This window comes from Flavobacterium sp. 38 (assembly GCF_057799715.1).
The window spans coordinates 49763-69615 of the sequence record NZ_JBYNWZ010000007.1 but is presented as its reverse complement, the minus strand read 5'-3'; the positions used below and the strand labels follow the sequence as shown (position 1 = coordinate 69615).

The following is a 19853-nucleotide window of genomic DNA, read 5'->3' as shown; positions in this document are numbered from 1 at the left end:
CAATAATCATGGAAAAAAGATCAAACAAATATTACCTTACTTTAAGCCTTAAGGAATATGCAAATGGTGAAACCGAACCAGCAAAAGAACTCGGAATTGAATTTGATAATCACGACGAAATCTTCGGAATCATTGAAAGAATTAAATCTAAAAATATATTTAAAGACGATTCTGAAGCTGTTCAATTTGCTTTAGGGCTAAAATTATTTAGTGAAATCAAATTAAAAAATCGCAAAAATCCACTTTTTGAAGAACTGAATGAAGTTTTTCCTGTCTTTATGAAAAAATTAAAAAGTCTTTAAAATCTCCTTTAAAAATAAGACTTCAACCTTATTTCCCTTCAGATTTAAAATGTTAAATTTCTGCTAAGAAAAACATAATACAATTCTTACTGGCAATATTTTAAAACAATTATCCGTTTCAATTAGGCATGTCCCACTAAATGCTTTCCTTAAAAGAAGTTTAATTTCTAGTTGAAATTCTTTTGCTTTTGAAAAGCATTTAGGCATTCTTAATTGAAAATAAAACGGAGAACCTCGTTCGAAACTGACCATTTCATAATTAACGAATCTCCACTTCTCTTTGGAAATGTTCGATAATGCAAAAATTATTTTATTAACCATTAAAATGAAAGCATTATGATAATTCAAAAAAGTATTTTTCTTCTTGCCGGAATTTTGGCTTTAGGCAGCTGTTCTAACAATGATAACGTTGATGGAGATACCGATCCAGGACCAACTGGACCTCCCGTAGAAACAGGTACGCCTAACACAAGTTATCAGCCCGCATTTTCCGGACAAACACGCGCAGGAAGCATTCAGACTACAACTGAAATCGAATCTAAAATTATCACCAACGGTTTAAGCGCTCCTTGGGGAGTTGCCTATCTTCCTGACGGACGTCTTTTAGTAACTGAAAAAGCAGGTAAAATTAAAATCGTTACCCAAGAAGGTGTTATTAGCAATGCCTTAACTGGTGTTCCTGCTGTTAATCCTGCTGAGCAAGGTGGCTTATTAGGAATTTGTTTAGATCCTGCATTTGCCACTAACCGAATGATTTATTGGACGTTTTCTGAAATTGTAGCAGGCGGAAATATTACCGCTGTAGCGAAAGGCAGAATTTCAGACAACTATACTGCGATTGAAAATGCAACGGTTATTTATCGTTCGAATACGCCTCACCCAAGCGCGAAACATTACGGAAGCCGTATTTTGTTTGACAAAACTGGAAATTTATTGGTAAGCATTGGCGAAAGATCTGATATAGATGCTCGTCCGTTAGCACAATCAGCCACTAGCAGTCTGGGTAAAATTGTCCGTATTACGACAAATGGACAAGCTGCTTCTGGAAACCCGGCTTTTACTGCTACAGGGGCTCTATCAGAACTTTATACTATGGGACATAGAAACCCTCAGGGATTGGCTATACATCCAACAACGGGTGAATTATGGGAAAGCGAACATGGCCCTAGAGGCGGTGACGAAATTAACCGAATTAATCCAGGAAAAAATTATGGTTGGCCAACAATTACGTACGGAATTGAATACAGTGGTACGAAAATTGGAGATGGAATTACACAGAAAGAAGGTTTGGAACAGCCTGTATATTATTGGGATCCAGTTGTATCACCAAGCGGTATGACCTTCTATGCAGGAAAACGAGTTCCAGAATGGCAAAACAATTTATTTATTGGTTCGTTAAGCGCTACGCACATTGTTCGTTTGGCTTTTAAAGACAATAAAGTGGCTGGCGAAGAAAGATTATTGGCCAGCGAAGGACAAAGATTTAGAGATATTACTCAAGGAAAAGATGAAGCATTATACGCCGTTACCGATCAAGGAAGACTTTATAAAATTGATAAAAAATAGAAAAAAGCAAACTTGTTCATAATACATGCCAAAAAACGCCCCAATTATGGGGCGTTTATGTTTTGGTACTGAAGTGTTTATTTAACCGCAAAGGGCGCAAAGGTTTTTTATATACTAAATCTAATACAAACGCAAAGTTCGCAAAGCTATATCTATGTAGCTTTGCGAACTTTGCGTTTACAAAATCTTTTAAATTAAAACCTTGCGTTCTTTGCGGTTAAAAAAAAATTACGCTTTTGCTTTTCTTTTTACCGTACAACCAATTTCTTTAGTTTGTGTTACAGCTGGTTTCTGACCGCTTTTTAAAGACGCAATCACATCTTCTGCATATTTGATTTTTTGAGGATTATTTCCTTCTGGATCATTATCAATTGCTCCAACATATTCTACCACATTTCCTTTTGCAGTTTTAGAAACAATGAAAATATGAGGCGTGCGTTTTGCACCATATTCGTCTGTAATTTTTTGTCCTGGATCAAATAAATAAGGGAAAGAATATTTTTTCTCTTTTGCCAAATCCTGCATTTTTACGAATGTATCTGCCGTAGAAGCTTCTGGATCGTTTGGATTTATAGCAATAACTGGATATCCTTGCGGTTTGAATTTTTTATCTAAATCGATAATTCTCTGCTCGTATCCAATTGCATACGGACAAGTATTGCAGGTAAAAACTACGATATATCCTTTTGCATCTTTAAAAGTTCCGAAAGAAACGTCTTTGTTGTCTACATTTTTCAGTTTGAAATCTGGAGCCGCGTCGCCTGCTTTAAGAGTTACAGCATTTTGTGCATGAGATAGAAAAGCAGAAAATGCCAATGCTAGTAATAAGATTATTTTCTTCATAATGGTTTAAAGTTTTTTATATTCAGTTAATAATTGTTCGTACGTAAATTCGCTTTCGACAAATTTTCTTTTGTCATTTTTGATGAAAAGCGTTGCCGGAATACTTCCTGACCAGCTTGGGTCTATTCTGTCAATAAACTCCTGCGGACTGCTTTCGTTTAACAGAAAAACTTCATTCTTCAAATTTTTCCTTTTCACAAACGGAACCACATTAGAAGCTAATTTCGATTTAAAATCTAAACTCACCAACAAAACAGCCAGTTTTTCTGATTTATGCTCAGCGCTTAGTTTTTCAAAATGAGGCAGTTCTTTGATACACGGCGCGCACCATGTCGCCCAAAAATTCACTACATAAGTGCTGTCTTTTCCGTTCTTGATTCTTTCATTCAGCTGATTTATAGTTAAAAGCTTCACATTCTGGTTGTATCCTTTTATAGAAAAAAGTAAAAATAGAAAGAAAGAGATTTTTAAAAGTTTATTTTTCATAGACTTTCGATCTTAAAAATTAATTTGTTTCCTACAAATATAAACTAATGCTTAATTAGATTTTGTTAATGAAAGTTTAATTGCAAGCTACTAAGCCTCTAAGGTACCGACGAAATGTTCCTAGCGGAACATTATAATCATGGGAACGCATTATGTTACCAATGAGATGTTCCTAGCGGAACAAAACCAATCGAACATTCTATGAGCTACCGACAAGATGTTCCTAGCGGAACATTCTTTAAGCAAACGCGTTATGGAACTACCAACAATATGCTCCTAACGGAACATTCTTAATCGAACTTGAATTAGATGTTCCTAGCGGAACATCAAATACATATAGTTGCATGTTCCGCTAGGAACATTTCATCGGTAACGACCATCGTATGCGAAATTGGTTTTATTCCGATAGGAACATCTCATCGGTAAAGTTCTAGAATGTGTTCAATTAGCTATGTTCTGCTAGGAACATCTCGTCGGTAAGTTCTAGTATGTGCTCAATTAGCTATGTTTCGTTAGGAACATCTCATCGGTAAGTTCTAGAATGTGCTCAATTAGCTATGTTCCGCTAGGAACATCTCATCGGTAACAACCATCATATGCTAAATTGGTTAATGTTCCGCTAGGAACATCTCATCGGTAAGTGCTAGAATGTGTTCAATTAGCTATGTTCCGCTAGGAACATCTCGTCGGTAAGTTCTAGAATGTGCTCAATTAGCTATGTTCCGCTAGGAACATCTCGTCGGTAAGTTCTAGAATGTGCTCAATTAGCTATGTTCCGCTAGGAACATCTCATCGGTAACAACCATCATATGCACAATTGGTTAATGTTCCGCTAGGAACATCTCGTCGGTAAGTTCTAGAATGTGCTCAATTAGCTATGTTCTGCTAGGAACATCTCGTCGGTAACAAGTCTAACTGAGTATACGTCCCGTAGGGACGTATGAACATCACAATATTGGCTCTATAAAAATATACCTCGGATCATATTCTACTTCAAATGCCTTCAGCATTTCGAGATATTCTTCCAAAAATGCTTTTTTGCTATGATGTTGCTCTTGCTTTTCTATGTAACGAATTACATTTGAAACATGACTTTTTGAATACGAAAAAGCTCCGTAGCCTTCTTGCCAAGCAAAATCTGAACATAATTTTTGTTCCTTAATCCATTTAGAGCTTTCTGTTTTTACGTTTTGGATCAAAGACGACATAGATTGTGTTGGACGCATTCCTATAAAAATATGAATATGATCTGGCATACTGTTTATGCATAACATTTTGTGCTGATTGGATTGGATTATTCCTGTTATGTACTGATGCAATTTATCTTTCCATTCTTTTGCTATTAATGCTTTTCTGTATTTTACTGCGAAAACAAATTGTATATGCACCTGCGTGTATGTGTTTGCCATAATTATCATTTTAATTTTTCTACCGATGAGATGTTCCTAGCGGAACATTTTTTGCTAATCCCTGCGGGATTTTGATCTTAATTATTATCGATGACAAATATATTATTTTGTAAGATTAAAACTACTTAAAATAATATTAAACTTCTAATAATAGTCATCTTTTTTTGACTAATTGACTCGCAATGATATTCACCTCAACTTTACAATAAATTCAGAAAACCCGAGAGTACAATAAAAACATGAAAATACTGTCGCTTTTATTAATCTTGATTTGCAGTGCGAGCTGCCAGTCGCAAACGAATTCTAAAATGAGTGAAGACAAAACAAATCCGCTATTATGTGATCCTGTAAGCGGAATGTGTGAAATGCCTGTTGGCGAACAATCGAATGGAAAAACAGCTATTTCTACAGAAAATAAACCCGTTAAAATAATTTATTACACCGATCCTATTTGCTCTTCTTGCTGGGGAATTGAACCTCAGCTTCGAAAATTAAAACTAGAATACGGCGACTATTTTGAGATTGATTACCGAATGGGCGGATTATTACCCGATTGGAGTTACAACAGTGGCGGAATTAGTAAACCTTCTGATGTTGCGCATCATTGGGACGAAGCTAGTCTGCATTACGAAATGCCAATTGACGGAAATGTTTGGATCGAAGATCCGCTAGATTCTTCTTATCCTTCTTGCATTGCCATGAAAGCAGCGCAAATGCAGAGTAAGGAGAAAGCGGTTTCTTTTATGCGTATTCTTCGCGAAAAGCTTTATTTGGATAAAAAAAATATCGCAAAATGGGAAAACATTGCTGAAGCTGCCAAAATCGCAGATTTAAATATAAAAAAGCTAAAAGCTGATTATGATGATGCCGAAGAACTTTTTCATCAAGATTTAAATTTAGGCAAAAGTCTTGGAGTAAGAGGTTTTCCAACACTATTTTTTGCAGATGCTACCAATAGCCAACTGATGGTTTATGGTTCTAAACCTTATTCTTGGTACGAAAATACGCTATTGGCATTGTTTCCTGAAGCAAAGAAGAAAAGTATTAAAAATGAGAATCCGATGGATTTGTTCGAGGTCTATCCAACATTGGCTCCTAAAGAGTATGCTGTCATTTTAGAAAAATCAACTTCTGAAGCTAAAGCTATTTTAGAGAGATTACATCAGCAAGGTTTGTTGGATAAAAAGACCATCAAAAACGGTTCTCTTTATAGTAAAAAATAAATTTTGAGTGTAAATAACAAAAGCCGTAAAGTTGAATTTCATTACGGCTTTTGCTTTTTATGTTTTATATCTAAATCTCTTTCAAATTTTATATCTAAATCTCTTTCAAAATTAAATCGGCTATAACATCTATTGCCTGATCGATAATACTTTCCGGAGTTCCTTTAAATTCGAAACGTTTGCCAATTTGCTTTTCTCCTAAAATTAGATGTATAAAAATTGTCCCGACAGGTTTTGATTCGCTTTCACTTCCTCCTGGCGTTGTTAAACCTGTTAGTGCAACACAAATGTCTGAATTGATATAGCGATAAAAATTCTGTGCCATTAGCTTCGTCACTTCTGCAGATTCGGCACTGTACTGTTCAATTGTTCCCCACGGAATGTGCAATAAATCTTCTTTCATAGAAGTGTGATAACAAACTATCCCTCCTATGAGAATTCTTCCTGAGTTTATTACGGTAGAAAATTCATAGCACATTTTTCCTGCTGAAGCACTTTCTGCAAATGCTATTGTCTTGTTTTTTTCAATTAAAGCCTTACAGCAAGCGGTGACCTTCTCTGACGCCATATCGATTAAATTTAATTACACAATTATTTCATACCAAATGTATAAGTGTAACCTCATTATAAACTTACATAATTTCTTACATTATTTACATTATAAGTAACTGTTAATTATGCAATTATAATTTAATTTTTTATAAGACCTCCCTTCTATTTACGTGCTAAATTTGTAAAAATAGCTTTTTAGTGAAGCAATAGTACATGCCATTAGATTTATAAAAGCCAAATAATTAGAAGAAATTAAATTAGAAAATAACAAATCAAAAAAACACTATTATGGAAAAGCAGCACAACCATGATTATGGTCAATTTGATCCTGATTATATCGACCAAAATACGCTTGTAGACGGAACTTATTCTAATGAAGATGAGTTTAAACAAGTTTTGAAGAAAGACGAGAATCGTGAATTTGGCGAAAGCGATCCTGATTATTACGAACAAAATACATTAGTTGATAATGATAATTATGCTCGTGACGAAGATCCGTATCAATATCAAGAAGAGTTTATTGAAGATCCTTCGCATCCTAAGGGAGATTTTGAACCAAACACGAATATCCGATCAGAAAACATTCCGAATGAAGAACGGGTTGTTAATGAAGATGACGCCATTACAAATGATGATACGGAAGAGGATTTGAAAGATCAGTACAATTCTGATCATGAAGACACTGTTGAAAAAAACAATGATGCGCCTGAGAATTTAAATGATTTTGACGCAGAACATTATCCAGAAAATCATCCTAGAGAATAAGCAAAATAATCGTAAATTGTAAAGCATTAATTAGTTATGACTTTAGCTGCTCAGATTGTCTGGCTCTTTTTACTCGCAATTCCGATTGCCTGTATCAGCTGGACTGTAACACACGAAGAAATTTTTAGAGAGCCTCATGAATGGTGTGTCAGACATTCTAAAAATGACAGATATATACTATCCAGAAAGTTCTTTTACCTTCTTACTTGTGAATACTGCTTCAGTCACTACGTTACCATTGCCTTTCTGATCCTTTGCGATTATAAACTTTTGTTAAATGACTGGAGAGGTTACATTTTGGCAGGGTTTTCTCTGGTTTTTATGGCAAACGTATATATGAGCCTTTTTGCTCTTTTACGTCAAGCTATTAAAAAAGAAAAAGTCGAAATCGAGAAAATCGAAAGCGAAACTGACAGCGATAGCGCTAAAAATGAAAACAATATTAAAAAAGAAGTATAATTAAATAAATTGACGTCATGGAGAATTTGAATTTTATAGACCCATTATTACACGGAATTACCCCTGAAACTCTAAACAATAAAAATCTATCAGTAAAGCAATTAGCATGCGCAGGAGTTGGTGCTCTTTTAGCTGCAGCTATTTTAAAGAAAACCGGAAATCCAAAAATTGGAGCAGTTGTAGGTGGTTTAGCATTACCAATATTAGCATCAGCAGGTTATAAAAAATACTGCGAAATAAAAAAAGAAAAAAACGATGCCATTTCTAGCAGCGGTATCGAATACAATCATTAATCGGTTAAAATACCTATCATAAAAAAAGAGCGCTTATAATATTAAATAAGCGCTCTTTTTATTTTTTTAAGAAATCAATTTATATTGCCTTCGACCCAGTTTAAAGCTTTATTAAAATCTATTTTTTTATAACCACGAAACTCACCTGGAACAATATAACTGAATCCGTTTGTAAAAGAGATAATTTCGTCTGTATCGGTAACAATTGCAGCTCTGTTCCATTTTCCCAAATGTTTAAGTCCCAAAAGTCCGTCTTCTAGCCACGCTCCCGCCGTAAAATTTTTAATATCAGTGTCTAAAACCAGTAAAAAATTAATTTCATTGATTTGTTTTACCAAATGCTCAACCGCTGGAGTTACAGTAGTCAAAAAATCTTCTTTTGTTACTTCTGCCAATGCTCTAAAGGCAACAATATTATCTGTCGTATCGATTTGATGTATCATGATTTTTACACATTTTGAGTTATTTAATGAAGTTTTGTTTTAAACATTTTCAGAATGTTCAATATCTACTCAAATATACTCATTATCAGTCAGATAAAAATTACATTTAACTAATCGTTTATTATATTTTTTTAAGGTTCTTTAGTAAGGGACAAAGTCTCAAAGTGACATAGTTGCAAAGGTTTATTTTGATTGCGGATACTTTGTGTATCTGTATATTTCTGTGTCAAATTTATCCACAAAGGTTTTCTGTAGAGACGCACTGTAGTGCGTTTAACGTTTTTATCAAAACAAAGGAAAATCAAAACAGATATCCTTTGCGTTAGATGCACTGCAGTGCATCTCTACATTTCTATGCAATTTTCCACAAAGGTTTTCTGTAGAGACGCACTGCAGTGCGTCTAACATTTTTATTAAAACAAAGGAAAATCAAATTGGATATACTTTGCGTTAGATGCACTGCAGTGCATCTCTACATTCCTAAACTTTGTCTCTTTGTCACTTTGAAACTCTGCATCTTAGAAGCTCAGCACCTCAGAAGCTTAGAAGCGTTAGATGCACTGCAGTGCATCTCTACAGTACTGAACCTTTGCAACTATGTCACTTTGTTTCTTTGCCACTTCAAAACTCAGCACCTCAGAAGCTTATAAGCGTTAGATGCACTGTAGTGCATCTCTACAGTACTGAACCTTTGCAACTATGTCACTTTGTTTCTTTGTCACTACAAAACTTAGAACCTCAGCACCTCAGAAGCTTAGAAGCTCCCAAAAAAAAGCCTATCTCTTTCGAAATAGGCTTTTTGAAAAAAAATAAAAAATAAACTAACACACAAACTTAGTTGTATCCTTGATTTTGTTTGAATTCTTTAGTCACGTCGATTGTGGACTGCGGAATCGGGAATACTCTTCTGTAAGGTTCTGAAACTGGTTTTGCTGTTCCTGGTAGATCAAATTTCCCGAAACGGATCATTTGTGGTCTTCTGTACAATTCCCAGTATAATTCGAAACCAATTTCGTTATATAAAACAGTTTGATCGATTGAAGTTAAAGGTTTACCTGCTACACTTCCGTATAAAGATTCTCTTTTTCTGCTGGTGCGTAAAATGTTCAAATCTTCCATAGCTTGAGCCGTATTTCCTTTTCTGAAATAAGCTTCAGCTCTCATCGTATAAATTCCCCCTAAACGAAATAACGGAATATCAACATTACTGTTTCCATTTCCTCCTTCCGGATCAAACTCATATTTAAAAATACGAGCTCCCTGATTGATTTCGTTTTGAGCAAAAACAGCCTGAGCTGGATTTTTGAAAGTTAAAGAAGGCGTAAAATCCATTTTGGTTGTAGTACTTTTTTCCATAACTAATGGCGAAACTTTAATACGTCCGTTAACCATTTCTAGTGAACCAGAAGACAATAATATTGGTCCGTATTGTGGTCCGTACTGAATTCCTCTGTTAAAGTGGAACCAAGGCAAATTAGCACTTTTCGGTACAATATCTGTAGCTGGAACGCTTACGTCAGTTCCGTCGTTCATAAACCAAGTTCCGTCTCCGTACTGGTATTTCTGCTGGAATCTCGGGTCGTCATGATTTCCATCCCATGTTGCAAAAAACTCAGGAGTTGTACAAGCTGCATTTGTTCCTCTATTTGCTGCAGAAGCTCTCTGGTTACGTTCTACACACACGTAAGCAAAACTGTTTGAACCATTTCTGATGTAATCTATTTTCTGAGAAATAGCAAAAATCAATTCTTTCCCTTTGTCATTATCTCTTGCGAAATTCTTGAAATAATCACTTTCTAAAGAATATTTTCCAGAATTAATAAGCAATGAAGTATAATAAATTACACGATCCATATCTGATCCTGTGCCAGTTGCTGCAGCTTCAGTAAAATTAAAGTTTGATGTAGCATTCAAACGATCTTTAAAAACAGCACGGTTCAAGTACATCGTTGCCAAGAATCCATAAGCCGCTTCTTTTGTAAATCTTCCGTGGTGTGTTTGCTGTGTTCCCATCTCTGCTAAATCTGGAATCAAAGCTTCAACATCTTTAATTAATTGATCAATTTGCGTATCGGCTTTTAAAATCTGCAATGGCGCATTTGGATTCATCGGATCTCTATATGGCGCTTGTCCGTATAAATCCAAAGTTGTATATAAATAATACGCTAAAAGTGCTTTCGCTTCCGCTAAAAATAATTTCTTCTCCGGAATTGAACTTTCTTCAACCGACTGAATTGCGGTTAACGAACGCGTAATTCCGTTTGTCAATTTATTCCAGTTATCCACTACAATCGCATTATCCGACTTCCATGTAAACTCGTGCATGTCTCTCCATTTTCCACCATCTCCCCAGTCACTTCCTCGAGTTGGCAAAATAGCTTCGTCTGTAGTATATTCCTGTAAAGAGAAAACTCCTCCATGATCTACAAAAGTTCCGTCTCCCAAACGGTCATAAGCTGCTGCAAGAGCTCCAGCCGGATTGGAAGCATCTTCTCCTAAAACCTCATCCAAAACAACTTCGTCAAGATTGGTACAGCTTGCAAAAAGCCATATAAAAGAAAATATCGCGAATGTTTTTATAGTAAAAATTGTATTTGTCTTCATAATAATTATAGTTTTAAAGTTGCTCCAAAACTGAATGTTCTAGAAGTTGGATAACTTGCATAATCGATACCGATAGATTGGTTTCCTCCGTTTGATTTTGGACTGTTGATTAACGGATCGTAACCTGTGTAATTTGTAATAGTAATTAAGTTCTGACCTGTTACATAAAGCGTTAATCCGTTGATCCAGTTTAATCCTTTTAAGTCAAAATTGTAACCAATACGAGCCGTATTTAATCGGATGAAATCTGATTTTTCTAAAAATAGCGTAGATAAAATTGGAGAGTTTGTTGCATTTGCTCCAGACTCGTAATAACCTGTTGCCACGTTACGGTCAGATGCTAAATTGTTTATGTTTAAAGCATTCAAACCTGTATTATTCAACAAATAACCACCAGTTTGTCCGATGATAGAGAACGAGAACGTAAAGTTTTTGTATCTCATATCACTGTTAAATCCGTAGTAGAAAGTTGGAAGTGCACCTTCAATAATAATTCTATCGCTGTTATCAATTACGCCGTCTCCGTTTTGATCTTTAAAGATGTTTGCTCCATTGGCATCAAAACCAATGTGCTCCAATAAATAGAAAGATCCAGCTGCATAACCGCTTTTGTAAATATTAGCATTTACACCCGATTGTCCAGGTCCTGAAATTGTTCCTGTTAGGATTTCTGAAACCGGAAGATCTTCAATTTTATTATTCAGAGTCGCACCGTTCATGTCGATATTCCAAGAGAAGTTTTTAGTATCAACGATTTTAGAACCTAACATAAACTCGATACCTTTATTGATGATTTTTCCGTCTATATTAGTCCAGATTGTAGTTGTTGGACTCAAAGCCTGAGAAGGAACATTCAAAATAGCATCTGTAGTGGTTTTATTGAAATAATCTAATGTTCCGTACAATTTATCATTCCATAAATTAAAATCTAAACCTACGTTATACTGCGTTACAACTTCCCATTTCAAATCAGGATTTGGTGTTCTGTTTACCGAAACTCCGTTTACCAGATTCAAATCATCGTATAAATAATACCCGTCAGCTCCAGCTAAAGAATAACTTGCCTGCGTAATTTTATTTTCAACTTCTTGGTTTCCTGTCTGTCCCCAGCTTGCTCTTAATTTTAAATTATTTAAAGTCGAAGAATCTTTTAAGAAACTTTCGTTAGCAATATTCCAACCTAAAGCAAAAGATGGGAAATAACCGTACTTGTTGTTTTTACCAAAACGAGTCGATCCGTCACCTCTCATAGAAGCGGTAAGTAGATATCTGTTATCAAAGCCGTAATTTAATCTTCCGAAATAAGACTGCAATTCGTTTTCTTGCGCATAACCCGTAGTTCCCGACTGCGTTCCTTTAAATCCAGGATTTATTGATGGAGGAACACCTTCACCTTGATTCGCAATTCCGTCAATACTGAAACTTGTTCCCGATCTTTCAAATTTCTGATAAGAGAAACCGCCTAAAGCTTCGATTTTATGTTTATTTAAATTTAAATTATAAGTCAAATAATGTTCAACCAAAGAGTTTTTAGAATCTAAATTATTCTGAACGTATTTCCCCTTCGGATTCAAATCGGTTAAGTTTGGAAAAATAGTCGTGTTTCTCTCAGCCATAGAACGGTCAACACCAATGTTCAGTTTATATTCCAATCCGTCAATAATTCTTAAAGAAGCTTCTAAGTTTCCTAAAACTCTCAACGTTCTCGTTTGATCTTGGTAAATGCTCAACAAATACGCTGGATTGTAATGCGCATTCATATTGAAATTGGTGTAATTTCCGTTAGCATCAAAAACAGAACGCGTTGGATTTGCCATTAAAGTATGAACAATCAATTGTCCGTTAGAACCTCCATCGTCAGAAGTTGGAACTCCATCATCTTTAGTTTCACTTGCCGTAAGATTCATTTTTACTTTCAAACGCTTGTTGTCTAAAAATGATTCTGCTGCGTTAATTCTTCCAGAAAGACGTTTGAAGTTACTGTTACGAACCACACCTTCCTGATCCATTTGTGCGATCGAAGCATAATAGTTTCCAGATTCTGTCTGCTTAGAAAAAGAAAGCGAATTGTTTGTGGTAATAGCCGTTCTGTAAATTACATCTTGCCAATCTGTATTTCCGCCGTGATCAAATGCTTTGTCTTTAATTGCATTTCTATATTCGCCTGCGCTTAAAACATCTAGTTTATTTGCTACAGTTGCAACTCCAGTGTAAGTATCAAAAGTCAAAGTTCCTTCACCTTTAGAACCTTTTTTAGTTGTTACCAAAACCACACCGTTAGAACCTCTCGCTCCATAAATCGCTGAAGCCGATGCATCTTTCAAAACCGTAATCGATTCGATATCGCTTGTATTCAAAAAGTTCAATGGATTTTTAGCCGAAGAAGATCCAAATCCGACGTTGCTTCCAGACGGACTCACATCATCATTAGACAACGGCACACCATCCACTACGAATAAAGGCGTACTTCCGCTTCTAATAGATCCAACACCTCTAATGGTAACGTTTACTCCTGCTCCAGGCTCACCGCTTGTATTGACAACACGCACACCAGCAACTTTTCCTTGTATCAAATTATCTACAGAAACGTTTACACCTTGTTTGAAGTTTGCCGCTTCCAATTGTGTAACCGCACCCGTAACATCTTTTTTAGACTGTTTTCCGTAACCAACAACCAAAACTTCATTTAACTCAGCCGTATTCGGTTCCAATTGAATCGTCATAAAACCTTTTTGCACGGCAACTGTTTTGGTTTTATAACCCATATACGAAATGTCAAGTGTTTTTCCGTCTCCAACCGTAATTTCAAATTCTCCATCAAAATTGGTAACTGTAGAGTTTGACGAACTAGTTTCTGATACAGTAGCTCCAGGAATTGGCACTTTAAATTCATCAACGACTTTTCCTTTTACTTTAATTCTGTCGACAGCCTTAGTGTTTACCGCTTTTGTCGCAACAGTTTTTTGAATCAAAATTAGCTTGCCGCTAATGTTATAATTGAAATTGGCTTTTTTAGAAAGATCATTCAAAATTGCTGTGATAGATCCGTCATTATAATTTACGGTATACGCTGTATTATCAGCAATTACAGCTTGTCCGTAACTGAATTTGTAATCGGTTTGCTGTGTTAGTTTTGAAAAAATAGAAACTAAAGTAGCTTTTTCTATTTTATTTGTTACTTTTGGCTCTTTTAATATAATAGTTTTACTGTAACCGCTCTGAAAGGCAAGTAAAGCTAGAACTAAAAAGACAAAACTCTTTAGATTTAAATAAGAAGGTTTAAAATACATGATTTAAGTAATTGTTTTTTTACGATGCTTAGTTATTAATAGCAGTTGTTCCCGCAACTGCTTTTTTGTTTTTAATCCACTTTTACTGTTTCGCCATAAACTTTGAATTTTAGGTTTGTGATATAATTTATTTGTTCCAAAACATTTTCTAATGTCGCGTCCTTCTTGATGAATACCGTTAACGGCGTTGCTAATACGTGTTTATCATCATACTCAAATGAAACTCCGTATTTATATTGTAAAATGGTAATTACTTGTTTTAAAGTTGTCTGATCCAGCGTTACATCTTCATTGTACCAATTCACCAAAAAGGCTTTATCCGCCAATTGTTTCGTTAGTTTTTGAGCTTCGAATAAAGCTTCCTGATTGGGCACCAAATCAACACTCTGTCCTTTTCCAGAAACATTAACTTTTCCGGTTACGACAATTACTTTGCAGTTTAATTTTGATAATTGAATGTGAAATGAAGTTCCGACAACTCTCGTCTGAATTTCTCCAGAATGAATAATAAACGGATGCTGCTTGTCTTTGGCAACTTCAAAAAACGCGTTTCCTTTTAGTAAAGAAACCGTTCTTTGATCGCCTTCAAATTTTTCAGGATACTGAAATGATGAGTTTGCTGCCAGATAAATTTTCGAACCGTCACTTAATTGGATAGATTTGGGAATCGATGACGTTTTAAATGTGATTTGTTTTTGGTTTAAAACATTTGGTCTCAAGAAAAATCCTAAACCAAGCAGAAAAAGAATGCTGGCAGCAGCCATATATTTTAAATAAGGATTGAAAGACTTCTTCTTTCCTATTCTTAATTGAATTTCGTCATAAATATTTTGAGATTCGATTTCCGGATTTCCCATAAGATCGTTGTCCCATTTTGAATTTTGATATTCGCCAAAAGCAAAATCATGTAATAAATTTTCTTCTGCCGATGAAGTTTTTCCTCGCGAACTTTTATCCAGCAAATATTCTAAACTATGTTTAATTCTTTTTATCATAATACTTATTGTTATAGATAAGTACTAGAAAATTGAAATCGTACTATTGCCAAATATTATGAAAACGTCAAGCGAAAGTTATTTTAAAATTTTTGGTTTAAAATAATAAAGGGAGCCAGCCAAGCAAGGTCTTTTAAGCCTTCGCGAAGTTGTTTTACAGCTGATGAAATCTGGTTTTTTACGGTTTGTTTTGAAATGCCAAGTTCATCTGCAATCTGATCGATTGTCATGTCTTGAAATTTATACATTAATAAAACCTCTTTTCTTTTCTCTGGAAGTTTGTCTAATGCAGCATAAAGCAGATCCATAACTTCTGGATCTATAGTCGAAAAATTTTCTATGATGTAGTCTTCAAATTTTTCTTCTAAAATAGTCTTGTCAAAACGATTGTTCTGATAATGTTTGAAAACCTGATTTTTGACCGCACGAAACAAAAAAGGTTCGATTGCATTAATATTCAGTTCTTCTTTTCGTTCCCATAAATCTACAAAAACATCCTGAACAATGTTCTGCGCCAAGTCTTTGTCCTGAGTCATCGTATAAGAAAATGCATTGAGCTTTTTCCAATATTGATTATACGTTTTTTCAAAAACTTCAGGATTATTCATAGGGCAATTAAAGGCTTTTTGGTATCGTAAAATAATAAAATGAAAATCCAATCTTTTTTGCGCCAAGGTTATCTTTAAATTAACAAATAAACACGTTTGTTGTAGAAATACTACTTTTTTAAGGTAGAAACGGTAATCACTTTGCGATTTCTTTTTTTTTATCTAACATACAAATCGACAGTGAACTTTAATTTAGTGACTTTCAAAATGCAATTTTCTTTTGATGCGTCCCCAGTCAACAGTATCAATTACATTTTAGAACTATGAAACAATTTTTGTTTGCTTTATTATTTGCCGGAACTCTAGGCGTTCAGGCACAAGACGACAATCTGAAAATTAACCAGATTCAGGTTATCGGATCACATAACAGTTATCGTCATGCGATCGAAACTGACTTGTACAATCTTATTCAAGCTAGAGATACCACTCGGTCTCTTAAAGGTTTACAATACACTCATATTAGTATTACAGATCAATTAAACAAAGGACTTCGCAATCTGGAAATCGATATTTTCGCCGACGCGAAAGGCGGAAAATACGCGCACCCAAAAGGTTTGGATATTGCCAAATCTAAAGAAGCTTACGACCCAAACGGATTGATGAAAAAACCTGGTTTTAAGGTTTTCCACATGCCAGACATCGATTTTAGAACTTCTTGCTACACATTCGAAATCTGCCTTCAAGAATTAAAAAAATGGTCGGATGCTAATCCAGACCACGTTCCTGTTTTCATCACTTTGGAACCAAAAGACGGAGATGCAAATTTCTTTGGCACAAAACCAGAAGATTTTACCGCAGCCGTTTTTGACGAAATGGATAAAGTCATTAAAAAAGAATTAGGCAAAGACAAACTGATTACGCCAGACATGGTTCGCGGAAAATATAAGACGCTTGAAGAAGCTGTTTTAAACAACAATTGGCCAACTTTAAAAGAAGCAAAAGGAAGGTTTTTATTCTTATTAGATAATAACGGCGCAAAAAGAGATTTGTACGCATTGAATCATCCGTCCCTTAAGGGACGCGCCGTTTTTATTAACGCCGAATCAGGAAAACCAGAAGCTGCGGCTTTATTCAGAAATAATGCCGAAGATCCAACCATTACCGATTTGGTAAAGAAAGGCTATATAATAAGAACCCGCGCCGATTCTGATACCAAAGAAGCCAGAGCAAATGATTATTCTCATTTTGAATTAGCCAAAAAATCAGGCGCACAAATCATCACAACCGATTATTACTTGCCAAGCACTTTCTTCAATTCTCCTTATCAAATTAAATATGATGATGGGAGTTATGTTAGAAATAATCCTGTTAATGGAGTTAAATAATTGTTTCAAGTTTTTATTTGTTTCAGGTTTCAAGTTCTTACTGGACTTGAAACTTGAAACAATCATCTACACAAAATAACCACAATAAATGTCATTGCGAGGAACGAAGCAACCTCACTTACAAAAAACAAACTTTGTGTCTTATTATAGTGCGATTGCTTCGTTCCTCGCAATGACCAAACTTTGCGTAATTCTTAGCGTTCTTCGCGGTTAATCTTCCCCGTATTCAAATCAACAGAAAAATGATCTGCGGGAACTTCATGCATGAATTTATTAAAGATAATCAAGAACAGCTTCATTTGTTTCTGAAAAGGAGTATTACTATTATTTAAAAGATCAGCTTTAGAGCCTTCTAAAAACAAATCAGATATAACTTTATATTGTTTTGCCCTTTCAATTCCAATATCGGCAAGAGCCAATTCATCTGCACTTCTAAAACGGTAAAAATCAATTAAAAGATCATTTCCTGTCCAATTGAAATCTGTTGTTTTGAGTTTGTTTTTAACCAAAATCTGTTCCGATTTTATTTCCGCTTCTTTCCATTCTTTTTGAAACTGTTGTTTATTTTTCAGAATAAAATCAAAATCTTTATCTGATTGCATATTCGCCAAAACCAATAAATCTTGAGCAGAAACATTCAATATAAATTGCTTAAAATCTGAAGGCCAATCGTCTTTTAAGAAACGTAGACGAACTAATTCCTTCAAATGAAAATCAGTAAAATCGTGATAGTTTTTAGTCTTCAAAATATCCGCATTCCAGATATCTTTTGCATTCTGACTTTCCAAAAACTGATATTCCATTTTATACAAATCAAAAAGTTCATCGTATCTCGGGACATCATCAATTGTAATCGTCTGAATATCTATAACATTGTCTTTCTTTAAAGTCAGCAATTTATACGCTGGAATATAAGCCGCAAGCGACGGCGTTTGCACATTTACCAAAGTATTTCCTTTTGGCGAAGTTCTAACCCCTGTATCGTTAATATGCATGTGGCCTCCAAAATGAATCTTCAATCCTGCATCGGCAAAAACCTGAGCTACTTCTTCAACAGGAACTCGGTTCAATTGCCATTTGTTTGGACCAAGCAATTCTTTTATTTCCGCAGAAGCGTCATCATTAAAATCAATCATCGGAAAATGGCTAAAAGCAACCAAAGTTTTACCTCGTTTTTTGGCTTCCGCCGAAATAGATTCAACCCATTTAATGAGATGCTTTTTGTTTGAAAGCACATTATTATATCCCGTACTTGCTTCTGAATAGCTTTTAGAATCTTTAGGATCGCTATCCGTTTTTTTCGGAATATATACGTTACCATCAATAGCCATTAACCAAAGTCCGTCAACTGGCTCAACAACATAACTAACGTCTGGAACTACATAACCTGGCGCAACTTCATAAAGCCGTTTAGACAATTTTGCACTTTCTAAAGCTTTTTCAAACGAATAATTTTCACTTGAATAACTCGAAAAAGGAGTTGCCCAAAATTTATTTTTTTGGTTCGGATGAAATCCAAAATCCTTCAAATTATCCGTAATTCCTAAATAACCCATTTTGGCAATATCGGCGGTAACAACTACAGGCTGTTCGATGGTGAGATTTGGCGCATACATGCCGTCTTTGCTATAAATGGGTTGACTTTTACCTTCTTTTCCTAAAAAATCTTCTTTTCCCGATTCTTGTGCAAAAGGTCCAACTGGATCATGATTTCCTGTCGTAATGAAAAATTCTATTCCGTATTTCTGAGTATATTGTTCTAAAATTTTAGCTAATCCGCGAACGTGAATTGGCTGGCCGTCATCTGTGTAATCTCCTGGAAGTGCCACATATTTGATCTTTCGCTTTGCGATATCTTCTAAAGCAGCTAGAAAAGCAAAATAGTTTTCATTAAAAATTCGTGTCGAATGCAATTGCGATGACATTGTTCGCACCAAAGCATATTGATTCGTTTTAGGGTTCAGAACGCCTTTATAATCTGAATCTGAGAATCCGCCAAATAAATCTTGCAAGTGAACATCTGATAGAAAAGCAATTTGTGTTCCGTTTAAATTTTTATTTTTTTGGGCTGAAAGTGTAAAATTGATGAATAGCAATATTAAAACTAATCGAAAAGTAAATTTTAGGCTCATAAATTGGGGACTTTTAATGCACCGCAATTTTATTGATTTAATAATGAAAGAAGTTTATGGTATTGTTATGGAATGGATAATGTTTTTTAACCGCGAAGAGCGCAATCCCGATAGCTATCGGGAACGCTAAGTTCGCTAAGGTTTATCCACAATATTTGTCCTCCTGACGAAGGAAGGATCTCCACAAGTAACTCCGCATAGAGAATCAATCTTTGTCGAGCTTCTTACGGAGATCCCTCGTTCCTCGGGATGACATACTCTGGGGTTACTTTGAACATATCCTTCGACTTCGCTCAGGAAGACAGAAAAGTTTATTGAAAGCACGCTAAGTTTTTTTAAATCTCGCAAAGACGCAGAGTCGCAAAGTCTTGTACATGCTACTTTACATTAAAAATTTACCCATAAAGCTTTGCGAACTTTGCGTTTACTCAACTCAAAGAGAAGTAAAAAACCTTTACGCCCTCTGCGTTAAAAATTACCACGCAATAAAAAAGGCCATCATCTCTGACAGCCTTTCATTACATTAAAACCAAAAAATGTAACGTGTTTAAAACCATT

The 19853-nt window shown here is 35.2% G+C and carries 17 protein-coding genes; 7 read left to right on the top strand and 10 right to left on the bottom strand.

The window, feature by feature from the left end:
* Positions 1-8 precede the first annotated feature (8 nt).
* Together AC3E9W_RS17060 and AC3E9W_RS17055 are read left to right on the top strand one after the other, a co-directional pair.
* On the top strand, positions 9-302 hold the full coding sequence (locus AC3E9W_RS17060; protein WP_488769275.1) for a DUF3861 domain-containing protein: 294 nt from the start codon (positions 9-11) through the stop codon (positions 300-302).
* Positions 303-638: 336 nt separating this feature from the next.
* Complete coding sequence (locus AC3E9W_RS17055) at positions 639-1868, top strand: PQQ-dependent sugar dehydrogenase (protein WP_488769274.1); 1230 nt, start codon at positions 639-641, stop codon at positions 1866-1868.
* A 228-nt stretch (positions 1869-2096) separates the two neighbouring features.
* Here AC3E9W_RS17055 and AC3E9W_RS17050 read toward each other — a convergent pair whose 3' ends face one another.
* From AC3E9W_RS17050 to tnpA, 3 genes are all read right to left on the bottom strand, one after another.
* Positions 2097-2711, bottom strand: a complete 615-nt coding sequence (locus tag AC3E9W_RS17050) for a thioredoxin family protein (RefSeq protein ID WP_488769273.1) — start codon at positions 2709-2711, stop codon at positions 2097-2099.
* A gap of 6 nt (positions 2712-2717) precedes the next feature.
* A complete protein-coding gene (locus tag AC3E9W_RS17045; protein ID WP_488769272.1) occupies positions 2718-3197 on the bottom strand; it encodes a TlpA family protein disulfide reductase in 480 nt (159 codons plus the stop codon).
* Between the two features lie 947 nt (positions 3198-4144).
* Positions 4145-4606 (bottom strand): IS200/IS605 family transposase, encoded by a 462-nt coding sequence (gene tnpA, locus AC3E9W_RS17040; RefSeq protein ID WP_306160764.1) that lies wholly within the window; start codon positions 4604-4606, stop codon positions 4145-4147.
* Positions 4607-4914: 308 nt separating this feature from the next.
* On the opposite strand from tnpA, the gene AC3E9W_RS17035 reads away from it, so the two are divergent.
* Positions 4915-5829 (top strand): DsbA family protein, encoded by a 915-nt coding sequence (locus AC3E9W_RS17035; RefSeq protein WP_488769271.1) that lies wholly within the window; start codon positions 4915-4917, stop codon positions 5827-5829.
* A gap of 94 nt (positions 5830-5923) precedes the next feature.
* Here the strand turns inward: AC3E9W_RS17035 and AC3E9W_RS17030 are convergent, their stop codons facing one another.
* Positions 5924-6397, bottom strand: coding sequence for a CinA family protein (locus AC3E9W_RS17030; protein WP_488769270.1), 474 nt, complete (start codon positions 6395-6397; stop codon positions 5924-5926).
* A gap of 272 nt (positions 6398-6669) precedes the next feature.
* Here AC3E9W_RS17030 and AC3E9W_RS17025 point away from each other — a divergent pair, with 272 nt between their 5' ends.
* Genes AC3E9W_RS17025 through AC3E9W_RS17015 form a run of 3 tightly spaced genes read left to right on the top strand, consistent with a single transcriptional unit; the run spans position 6670 to position 7898 of the window.
* Positions 6670-7146, top strand: coding sequence for a hypothetical protein (locus tag AC3E9W_RS17025; protein ID WP_456895157.1), 477 nt, complete (start codon positions 6670-6672; stop codon positions 7144-7146).
* 36 nt (positions 7147-7182) lie between these two features.
* Positions 7183-7605, top strand: a complete 423-nt coding sequence (locus AC3E9W_RS17020) for a hypothetical protein (protein ID WP_306160757.1) — start codon at positions 7183-7185, stop codon at positions 7603-7605.
* 17 nt (positions 7606-7622) lie between these two features.
* Positions 7623-7898, top strand: a complete 276-nt coding sequence (locus tag AC3E9W_RS17015) for a PrgI family protein (RefSeq protein WP_306160755.1) — start codon at positions 7623-7625, stop codon at positions 7896-7898.
* A gap of 74 nt (positions 7899-7972) precedes the next feature.
* Here the strand turns inward: AC3E9W_RS17015 and AC3E9W_RS17010 are convergent, their stop codons facing one another.
* The 5 genes from AC3E9W_RS17010 to AC3E9W_RS16990 all read right to left on the bottom strand — a co-directional run bounded on the left by AC3E9W_RS17010 (position 7973) and on the right by AC3E9W_RS16990 (position 15838).
* Positions 7973-8341, bottom strand: coding sequence for a SpoIIAA family protein (locus tag AC3E9W_RS17010; RefSeq protein ID WP_306160753.1), 369 nt, complete (start codon positions 8339-8341; stop codon positions 7973-7975).
* Between the two features lie 834 nt (positions 8342-9175).
* Positions 9176-10945 carry a RagB/SusD family nutrient uptake outer membrane protein gene (locus AC3E9W_RS17005; protein ID WP_488769269.1) on the bottom strand — a complete coding sequence of 590 codons (1770 nt, stop codon included), beginning with the start codon at positions 10943-10945 and terminating at the stop codon, positions 9176-9178.
* A gap of 5 nt (positions 10946-10950) precedes the next feature.
* Positions 10951-14235 carry a SusC/RagA family TonB-linked outer membrane protein gene (locus tag AC3E9W_RS17000; protein WP_488769268.1) on the bottom strand — a complete coding sequence of 1095 codons (3285 nt, stop codon included), beginning with the start codon at positions 14233-14235 and terminating at the stop codon, positions 10951-10953.
* Between the two features lie 71 nt (positions 14236-14306).
* Positions 14307-15230 (bottom strand): FecR family protein, encoded by a 924-nt coding sequence (locus AC3E9W_RS16995; protein WP_488769267.1) that lies wholly within the window; start codon positions 15228-15230, stop codon positions 14307-14309.
* Between the two features lie 83 nt (positions 15231-15313).
* Positions 15314-15838, bottom strand: coding sequence for an RNA polymerase sigma-70 factor (locus AC3E9W_RS16990; RefSeq protein WP_488769266.1), 525 nt, complete (start codon positions 15836-15838; stop codon positions 15314-15316).
* Between the two features lie 263 nt (positions 15839-16101).
* On the opposite strand from AC3E9W_RS16990, the gene AC3E9W_RS16985 reads away from it, so the two are divergent.
* The gene (locus AC3E9W_RS16985) at positions 16102-17163 is read left to right on the top strand and encodes a phosphatidylinositol-specific phospholipase C1-like protein (protein ID WP_488769264.1); all 1062 of its coding nucleotides are present in this window, start codon (positions 16102-16104) and stop codon (positions 17161-17163) included.
* Between the two features lie 194 nt (positions 17164-17357).
* On the opposite strand, the gene AC3E9W_RS16980 is transcribed toward AC3E9W_RS16985, so the two are convergent.
* Complete coding sequence (locus AC3E9W_RS16980) at positions 17358-19295, bottom strand: metallophosphoesterase (protein ID WP_488769263.1); 1938 nt, start codon at positions 19293-19295, stop codon at positions 17358-17360.
* Between the last annotated feature and the right edge of the window lie 558 nt (positions 19296-19853).

Bases quoted from the DNA above. Each gene is read 5' to 3' on its own strand.
- AC3E9W_RS17060 (WP_488769275.1), top strand. From the start codon at position 9: ATGGAAAAAAGATCAAACAAATATTACCTTACTTTAAGCCTTAAGGAA.
- AC3E9W_RS17000 (WP_488769268.1), bottom strand. From the start codon at position 14,235: ATGTATTTTAAACCTTCTTATTTAAATCTAAAGAGTTTTGTCTTTTTA.
- AC3E9W_RS17045 (WP_488769272.1), bottom strand. From the start codon at position 3,197: ATGAAAAATAAACTTTTAAAAATCTCTTTCTTTCTATTTTTACTTTTT.
- AC3E9W_RS16990 (WP_488769266.1), bottom strand. From the start codon at position 15,838: ATGAATAATCCTGAAGTTTTTGAAAAAACGTATAATCAATATTGGAAA.
- AC3E9W_RS16985 (WP_488769264.1), top strand. From the start codon at position 16,102: ATGAAACAATTTTTGTTTGCTTTATTATTTGCCGGAACTCTAGGCGTT.
- AC3E9W_RS17005 (WP_488769269.1), bottom strand. From the start codon at position 10,945: ATGAAGACAAATACAATTTTTACTATAAAAACATTCGCGATATTTTCT.
- AC3E9W_RS16980 (WP_488769263.1), bottom strand. From the start codon at position 19,295: ATGAGCCTAAAATTTACTTTTCGATTAGTTTTAATATTGCTATTCATC.
- AC3E9W_RS17010 (WP_306160753.1), bottom strand. From the start codon at position 8,341: ATGATACATCAAATCGATACGACAGATAATATTGTTGCCTTTAGAGCA.
- AC3E9W_RS17015 (WP_306160755.1), top strand. From the start codon at position 7,623: ATGGAGAATTTGAATTTTATAGACCCATTATTACACGGAATTACCCCT.
- AC3E9W_RS17025 (WP_456895157.1), top strand. From the start codon at position 6,670: ATGGAAAAGCAGCACAACCATGATTATGGTCAATTTGATCCTGATTAT.
- tnpA (WP_306160764.1), bottom strand. From the start codon at position 4,606: ATGGCAAACACATACACGCAGGTGCATATACAATTTGTTTTCGCAGTA.
- AC3E9W_RS17020 (WP_306160757.1), top strand. From the start codon at position 7,183: ATGACTTTAGCTGCTCAGATTGTCTGGCTCTTTTTACTCGCAATTCCG.
- AC3E9W_RS17055 (WP_488769274.1), top strand. From the start codon at position 639: ATGATAATTCAAAAAAGTATTTTTCTTCTTGCCGGAATTTTGGCTTTA.
- AC3E9W_RS16995 (WP_488769267.1), bottom strand. From the start codon at position 15,230: ATGATAAAAAGAATTAAACATAGTTTAGAATATTTGCTGGATAAAAGT.
- AC3E9W_RS17050 (WP_488769273.1), bottom strand. From the start codon at position 2,711: ATGAAGAAAATAATCTTATTACTAGCATTGGCATTTTCTGCTTTTCTA.
- AC3E9W_RS17035 (WP_488769271.1), top strand. From the start codon at position 4,915: ATGAGTGAAGACAAAACAAATCCGCTATTATGTGATCCTGTAAGCGGA.
- AC3E9W_RS17030 (WP_488769270.1), bottom strand. From the start codon at position 6,397: ATGGCGTCAGAGAAGGTCACCGCTTGCTGTAAGGCTTTAATTGAAAAA.